Annotated in this window: 6 protein-coding genes; all 6 read right to left on the bottom strand. The window is 71.5% G+C overall.

The window, feature by feature from the left end; translation table 11 throughout:
* Window positions 1-199: 199 nt before the first annotated feature.
* The 6 genes from OP79_RS26485 to OP79_RS26460 all read right to left on the bottom strand — a co-directional run bounded on the left by OP79_RS26485 (window position 200) and on the right by OP79_RS26460 (window position 6,479).
* On the bottom strand, window positions 200-1,456 hold the full coding sequence (locus OP79_RS26485) for a sensor histidine kinase (protein WP_078492020.1): 1,257 nt from the start codon (window positions 1,454-1,456) through the stop codon (window positions 200-202).
* Window positions 1,453-2,145, bottom strand: coding sequence for a response regulator transcription factor (locus tag OP79_RS26480; protein WP_033323499.1), 693 nt, complete (start codon window positions 2,143-2,145; stop codon window positions 1,453-1,455). Before OP79_RS26480 ends, OP79_RS26485 begins: the two co-directional genes overlap by 4 nt.
* Window positions 2,146-2,164: 19 nt before the next feature.
* Entirely contained in the window at window positions 2,165-3,337 is a 1,173-nt protein-coding gene (locus tag OP79_RS52140) for a S1C family serine protease (RefSeq protein ID WP_245685449.1), read from the bottom strand.
* Window positions 3,338-3,515: 178 nt separating this feature from the next.
* Window positions 3,516-4,466: a VWA domain-containing protein gene (locus OP79_RS26470; protein WP_033323526.1), complete on the bottom strand. Its 951-nt coding sequence runs from the start codon at window positions 4,464-4,466 to the stop codon at window positions 3,516-3,518.
* Window positions 4,467-4,554: 88 nt separating this feature from the next.
* The gene (locus tag OP79_RS26465) at window positions 4,555-5,478 is read right to left on the bottom strand and encodes a DUF58 domain-containing protein (protein WP_033323497.1); all 924 of its coding nucleotides are present in this window, start codon (window positions 5,476-5,478) and stop codon (window positions 4,555-4,557) included.
* Window positions 5,475-6,479, bottom strand: a complete 1,005-nt coding sequence (locus tag OP79_RS26460; RefSeq protein WP_245685448.1) for an AAA family ATPase — start codon at window positions 6,477-6,479, stop codon at window positions 5,475-5,477. Before OP79_RS26460 ends, OP79_RS26465 begins: the two co-directional genes overlap by 4 nt.
* Between the last annotated feature and the right edge of the window lie 215 nt (window positions 6,480-6,694).

Raw genomic sequence — 6,694 nt, 5'->3', positions numbered from 1 at the left:
TCGACCCATAGGCAGACCATGCTGCTGGTCTCGTTACTCACGCACGTCTTGGACACGCTTGCAGCCTAACCAGCAGCATGATCGACCGGACAAGTCCTAAGCGCCGGGCCCTACAAGGTGCTTTGTCGACTGCGGGTCCGTCGTGGCTTGTCGCGCAGTTCCCCGCGCCCCTTACGGGGCGCCCCTGAACGTCGCGTAGTCAGGTTGGCCTTTCTTCCGGCGGCCCACCATCAACTTGCTCGGCACCCGGTGCCGGGAACCACAGGACGAACGTCGAGCCCTCTCCCATCCGGGAGAACAGGCGGATCTGGCCGCCGTGGGACTCCACGATCTGGCGCACGATGGCGAGGCCGAGGCCCGCGTGCCGGTCGCGTCCGCCGCCGTTGCCCTTCGCGCGCCAGAAGCGGTCGAAGACCCGGGCCTGGTCGTCGTCGAGGATGCCGGGGCCCTCGTCCTGGACGGACGTCCACAGCCAGCCGTCCTGGCGGCCCGTCGAGACGGTGATGCGGGTGCCGGGCGGGGCGAGCCGTACGGCGTTGGAGAGCAGGTTGCCGATCGCGCGTCGCAGCGCGTCGTGGTCGCCGATGACCGTCAGGCCGGTGGCGAGGCGGCGGTGCAGGACGAGACCGCGCTCCGCTGCGAGTGGCACGAACTCCTCGCAGGCCTCGCCGGCCGCCGCCGCCAGGTCCACGTCGGCGTCGGCGAGCGCGGGCGCGGTACGGCGGGCCGTGGCCAGCAGGTCCTCGACCAGCCGTGTCATACGGGTCGTGGCACGGTCCACGCTGCGCGCGGCGGCCCTGCGTTCCGCCTCGTCGGACTCCTCGGTGGTCAGCACCGCGTCCAGGTTGGCGCGGATGATGGCGAGCGGGCTGCGCAGTTCGTGCGAGGCGTCGTCGATGAGCTGGCGCTGGGCGCGGAAGGCCTCGTCGACCCGGTCGAGCATGGAGTCGATGGTGTCGGCGAGGTCGCGCAGTTCGTCCTTCGGCCCGTCGAGACGGATGCGCTGCGAGAGGTCGGTGGCCTGGATGTCGGCGGCCGTACGGGAGATGGCCCGTACGGGACGCAGTACGCGGCCGGAGAGGATCCAGCCGATGGCGAGGCTGGTGACGCCGAGGCCGCCGAGTACGACGAAGGAGGAGCTGCGGAGGTTGTCCAAGGTGGCGTAGTTGACGGCGGCCTCGACCTCCTTGAGCTTCACGGCGTCGACCTCGCCCCAGTAGACGCCGTTCACGTACTTCTTCGCCCGGAACTGATCGCTGACGGGGTGCGCCTCGCCGCTGCGCTCGACCACGAAGTACGTCGCGCCGAGGACGAGGGCGGTGAGGACGAACAGCAGGCCGGAGTAGAGGACGGTGAGCCGGAAGCGGATGGTGTGGGTGAAGGCGGGCAGGCGCAGCTTCGCCCGTACGAGCCGGAGTGCGGCGCTCAGCCCGCCCCGGCGATGGTGGCCGGTCATCCCGCGGCGTCCTCTCTGGGCTCGTTGTCCTCCTTGAGCCGGTAGCCCTGCCGGATCACCGTCTCGATGAGGGGCTCCTCGTCTCCGGTGATCTTCCGGCGCAGGGAGCCGACCGTGACCCGCACGGTGTTGGTGAACGGGTCGGCGTTCTCGTCCCAGACGTGTTCGAGCAGTTCCTCGGCCGGTACGACACGGCCGGGGCGGGTCATCAGATAGTGCAGGACGCCGAACTCCTTGGGGGTGAGGTGGAGTGGGCGGTCCCCACGGAAGGCCTCGAAGCGGGCGGTGTCCAGGCGGAGTTCGCCGACCTCGACGACCGAGGTGCCGCCGTCCTCGCGGCGCAGCAGGGCGCGGATACGGGCGAGGAGTTCGGGCAGCATGAAGGGTTTCACCAGGTAGTCGTCGGCGCCCTCGTCGAGGCCGCGGACCCGGTCGGCGAGCCGGTCGCGGGCGGTGAGCATCAGGATGCGCGGGCCGCCCTGGGTCGCCCGTACCGCCCGGCACACCGAGAACCCGTCGCCGTCCGGCAGATTGAGGTCCAGCAGGACCAGGTCGTAGTCGTTCACGGCCAGCTTCTCCGTGGCCGTGTCGACGTCCGGGGCGACGTCGACGGCGTACCCGGCCCTGACGAGGCCGACCTTGAGCGCGACGACCAGGTCTTCTTCGTCCTCGACCACCAGGAGTCTCATGGTGTTTCACCCCTCGCCGCTAGCTTCCGTCGATGATCGCCTGCGCGGCTTCCCTCGCGTCGGCGACCGGGATCGCGAAACCGATGCCTATGGAACCACCACGCTGCTGGTCCAACGTCGCGATCGCCGTATTGATGCCGATGACGCGCCCCCTCGCGTCCACCAGGGGTCCGCCGGAGTTTCCCGGGTTGATCGACGCGTCGGTCTGCAGGGCGGGGCGTCGTTCGCCGCCCTCACCGAGCCGTACGGAGCGGTCGAGGGCGCTGACGATGCCGGAGGTGACGGTTCCGCTCAGGCCGAGCGGGGAGCCGATGGCGAGGACGGTGTCGCCCACACCGGGCCGGGCGCCGGTGGCGAGATCGGCGGCACGCAGACCGCGTGACGTCTCGGGTTCGAGGACGGCCACGTCGTTGGCACGATCGTCGCCGAGTACGTCCGCACGAAGCCTCCGGCCGTCCTGCAGCTCGATCGACACCTGTGAACTGCCCGCCACCACATGGGCGTTGGTGAGGATCCGGCCACGCTCGTCGAAGACGAACCCGGAGCCCTGCCCGTCGTCCGTCTGGATCGACACCACGCTGGGCAGCACCCGCGCGGCGACGGTTTCGAGCCCACCGACGTCCTGCGCGGCAGCTGGCTCGTCGGAGCCCGACTCACCGAAGCCCCCGGCCGCGTACCCCGCCGCTCCGCCCGCGAGCACGGCGGCGAGAACCGCCGCGACGATCGGGCGGGGCTTTCGGGGGCCACGCTGGACCGGTGCCGGCGGGGTGGCGTACGGGGACGTATACGCCTCCACCGGCCGGGCCCCCGCCGCAGGCGACCCGAACGTCGGCGGTGGTCGGCCCGGCACGAACGCCGGTCCGCGGGGCTCTCCAAGTCCGGCGTACGGAGGCTCGGCGGACGGCCCACTCGAGTGCGGGTCACTGGCCTGTGCACCTGGTTTCACACCGCCGTACGGATCGTGCGACGGCGCGACAGGGTCCGCGTGCCTGGCGCCCGCGCCGTCGAACGGGCCGCCGCGCGCCGCGGCCAGACCCGGGTACGGGTCGTCGGCGTCCGGCCTCGACCAGCCGTCGTCAGCTCCGGTGTCACCGTAGGGATGCTCGCGGCCCGTGGCCGGATCACGACCGTCGGGTCCCGGGCCCGGAGGGGCCGCGGGGCCGGGGTGGCCGGTGTATCGGTTGTCGGACACGAGAGTTCCTCCTTGGTCACCGCGCCCCTTCAGGGGCACGGGCTGCATCAAATTGCGGCTCCACCAGCGCCCCGTAGGGGGCGCGGGGCTGTGTCGATTTGCGGCTCCGCCGCGCGGGCGCGACCAGCCACAACGAACCCGCAGCTTCGAACCGCACCCCCAGTGGAGCGCCACCGCGTCACGGCAGCCTCGAGAACCAGAGCAGTGAGGTCGCTGCGGCGGCCAAGGCCGCAAGCAGCCCCGCCGCGACGAACCACTGCCAGATTTCGCGTTCCTCCGTGCGGTGCCCCACGGAGCTGCCGATGTCCTCGTACACCGCCTGGAGTTCTTCCCCGGTCGCGGCCTCGTGGAAGTCGCCGCCGGTGCTGGAGGCGAGGTTCTCCAGAGCGGGGCCGTCCACAGGGACGGGGATGCTGTCGCCCGAGGGCAGCTCGATGGTGCCCCCTTCCGTGCCGTACGCGATGGTCGAGACCGGGATCTGGTCGCCGGCCGCCTCCTCGGCCGCCTCCTCGATGGAGCGGCCCGTGGTGTTGGAGCCGTCCGACAGGAGCACGATGTGCGCGGGCGGCGGGCGCCGCTCGGCCTCCCGGTCGAGCATGCGGACGGCGTCGCGCGAGGCCACGACGGCCTCGCCGATCGCCGTGCCCTCGCCGGTGGTGAGCCGTTCGATGGCGGTGCGCAGCGCGGCCCGGTCGGTGGTCGGCGGCACCGCCACGTTCGCGGTGCCGCTGAAGGGGACGAGCCCGGCGTTGAAGCGCTCGGGCAGCCGGTCGACGAAGGCGAGGGCCGCTTGCTGGGCCGCCTCGAAGCGGGTCGGCTCGACATCCGTGGCCTCCATGGAGGCCGAGACGTCGAAGGCGACGACGATCGTGGCTCGTTCGCGCGGCACCTGCACCTCGGTGGTGGGCTGGGCGAAGCCGACTATCAGCAGGCCGACCATGGCGCAGAAAGCGGCTGCGGGGACATGCCGGCGCCAGCCCGGCTGCTTGGGCGCGACCTTGTCCAGCAGATCGAGGTTGGTGAACCGGACGGCGTACCGGCCGCGTCGGCGCTGCACCACCAGATACACGGCGATCAGCGCGAGCAAGGGCACCAGGAGCAGCAGCCAGCCGGGCGAACGCAGACTCATGGCAGCTCCCGGTGGACGGACGGGGACGGGGACGGGGATGCGGATGAGGACGGCGGTGACATGGCACTCACCTGCACGGGCCGGGCGTTCACGCGGCACCGCCTCCCGCCCTGCGCCGCTGGGCCGCGACATGGCGTACGACATCACGCACCCAGTCACGATCCGTACGCAGCCGCAGATGGGCCGCGCCCGCCCGGCGTATGGACGTCTTGATCAACGCCCGCTGTTCCAGCGCCGCCGCGGCGTACCGCTCGCGCAACCGCCGTGCGTTGGTGGGGATTTCACGCCTGCGGCCGGTCTCGGGGTCGACGACGGTGAGCAACCCCACGTCGGGCAGCTCCAGTTCGCGGGGGTCGACCGTCTCGACCGCGAGCAGCTGGTGGCGGTGGGCGATGGTGCGCAGCGGCTGCTCCCAGCCGGTCTCCAGGAAGTCGGAGACGACGGCGACGAGGCCGCTGCCGGGCAGGGTGCGCAGCGCGTACAGGGCGTCGGCGAGGCTCTGCCCGGCGGCGGCCTGGCCGGGTGCCACGCGGGGACGGTCCAGGGCGGCGCGCAGCACCCTGAGGAGGTGGCCGCGGCCGGTGCGCGGCGGGATCCGCCGGATGCCGTCGGGGCCGGTGATCTGGGCGCCGATCCGGTTCCCGGCCCGCTCGGTGAGGAAGGCGACGGCCGCGGCGGCGCCGACGGCCAGGTCGCGTTTCTCCATCTGGGCGGTGCCGAAGTCCATGCTCGCGGAGGCGTCGAGGACGATCCAGGTGGTCAGTTCACGGTCGGCGAGGGTGAGCCGGACGTGCGGGACGGTGGTGCGCGCGGTGGCGCTCCAGTCCATCCGGCGTACGTCGTCCCCGATGGCGTACGGACGGGTCTCGGACACCTCGCTGCCGGGACCGGGCACCAGCCCCGTGTGGTCGCCCTGGAGCAGGCCGTCGGGGCGGCGGGTGAAGAGCAACTCCAGGTGTTTCAGGGCTTGTTCGGGAGTGAGTTCACGCAGGCTCGGGCTGCTGCCGCTCATGCCGCATTCTCCTCCTGGTCGGGCCCGAGGTCGTGGCGCGGACTGACCCGTGGCTGCTCCACCGCGGCCAGCACCTCGTCGAGGATCTCGGCTCCGGTGATGCCGTCGGCGAGCGCGTCGAAGGACATCACCAGCCGGTGCGCGATGACCTCGTGGGCCAGATCGTGCACGTCCTCGGGGAGGACGTAGCCACGGCCGCGCAACAGGGCGAGCGCGCGGGCGGCGGCGACCAGGCCGAGGGTGGCGCGAGGTCCCGCGCCGTGCGCCAACCGGCCGTCACGGCCCGCGAGTTCACGGGTCGAGACGATCAGCCGTACGGCGTACTCGGCGATCGCGTGGTGCACGAACACCTCGTCGGCGGCGCGCTGGAGCGCGATCAGCCGCTCCGGGGTGAGGACGGGGCGCGCCCGGGGTGGGTCGACACTCATCCGGTAGAGGATCGCGAGCTCTTCGGACTCGCTCGGGGCGGCGATCTCCACCTTGAGCAGGAAGCGGTCGCGCTGGGCTTCGGGGAGTTGGTAGACGCCCTCGGACTCGATGGGGTTCTGGGTGGCGAGCACGAGGAACGGCTGGGGGACGGGGATGGTGGTGCCGCCGATGGAGACCTGGTGCTCGCCCATCACTTCGAGGAGCGCGGACTGCACCTTGGCGGGGGCGCGGTTGATCTCGTCGGCGAGGACGAAGTTCGCGACGACGGGGCCGGGTTCGACGGTGAAGGTCTCACTGGACTGCCGGTAGATCCGGGTGCCGGTGATGTCGGACGGTACGAGGTCCGGGGTGAACTGGAGCCGAGCGAACTTTCCGCCCGCGACCTGGGCGAGGGTCTTCGCAGCGAGCGTCTTGGCGACACCCGGCACGCCCTGCAGCAGGCAGTGCCCACGGGCCAGGACCGCGGTGAACATCCGCTCCACCATGCGGTCTTGGCCGACGATCACCCGCTTGACCTCGAAGAGCGCCTCTTCGAGAAGCTTGCCGTCGCTTGTCTCGTGGTTCGTGGTCACCGTGCCTCCGCGCTGTCTGATGCGAGGACCGTGTGGGGCGTACGTGTCATGGTCTTGTCGCTCCTTAGCGCCGTCGGGCTGCGGCTCCGCCCGTCGTACGGGGCGGGCGAGGCCGTTGTGAGGCGTTGCCTGGGAGCAAGACCATCAGGCGGGGGCGAAAACCGGCTTAAGGACGGCGGCAACGCGAGGCAGAGGGAGTTCCGGGACCTCGTCAT

Origin of the sequence: Streptomyces yerevanensis, assembly GCF_000716805.1 — a bacterium.
Taxonomy (GTDB): Bacteria; Actinomycetota; Actinomycetes; order Streptomycetales; family Streptomycetaceae; genus Streptomyces; species Streptomyces flaveus.
Note: the sequence above shows the minus strand (reverse complement) of the source record. Positions and strands in the feature narration are given on the sequence as shown.

Excerpts from the sequence above, each read along its gene's own strand:
- OP79_RS26485 (WP_078492020.1), bottom strand. The coding sequence starts at position 1,456 with ATGACCGGCCACCATCGCCGGGGCGGGCTGAGCGCCGCACTCCGGCTC.
- OP79_RS26480 (WP_033323499.1), bottom strand. The coding sequence starts at position 2,145 with ATGAGACTCCTGGTGGTCGAGGACGAAGAAGACCTGGTCGTCGCGCTC.
- OP79_RS26470 (WP_033323526.1), bottom strand. The coding sequence starts at position 4,466 with ATGAGTCTGCGTTCGCCCGGCTGGCTGCTGCTCCTGGTGCCCTTGCTC.
- OP79_RS26465 (WP_033323497.1), bottom strand. The coding sequence starts at position 5,478 with ATGAGCGGCAGCAGCCCGAGCCTGCGTGAACTCACTCCCGAACAAGCC.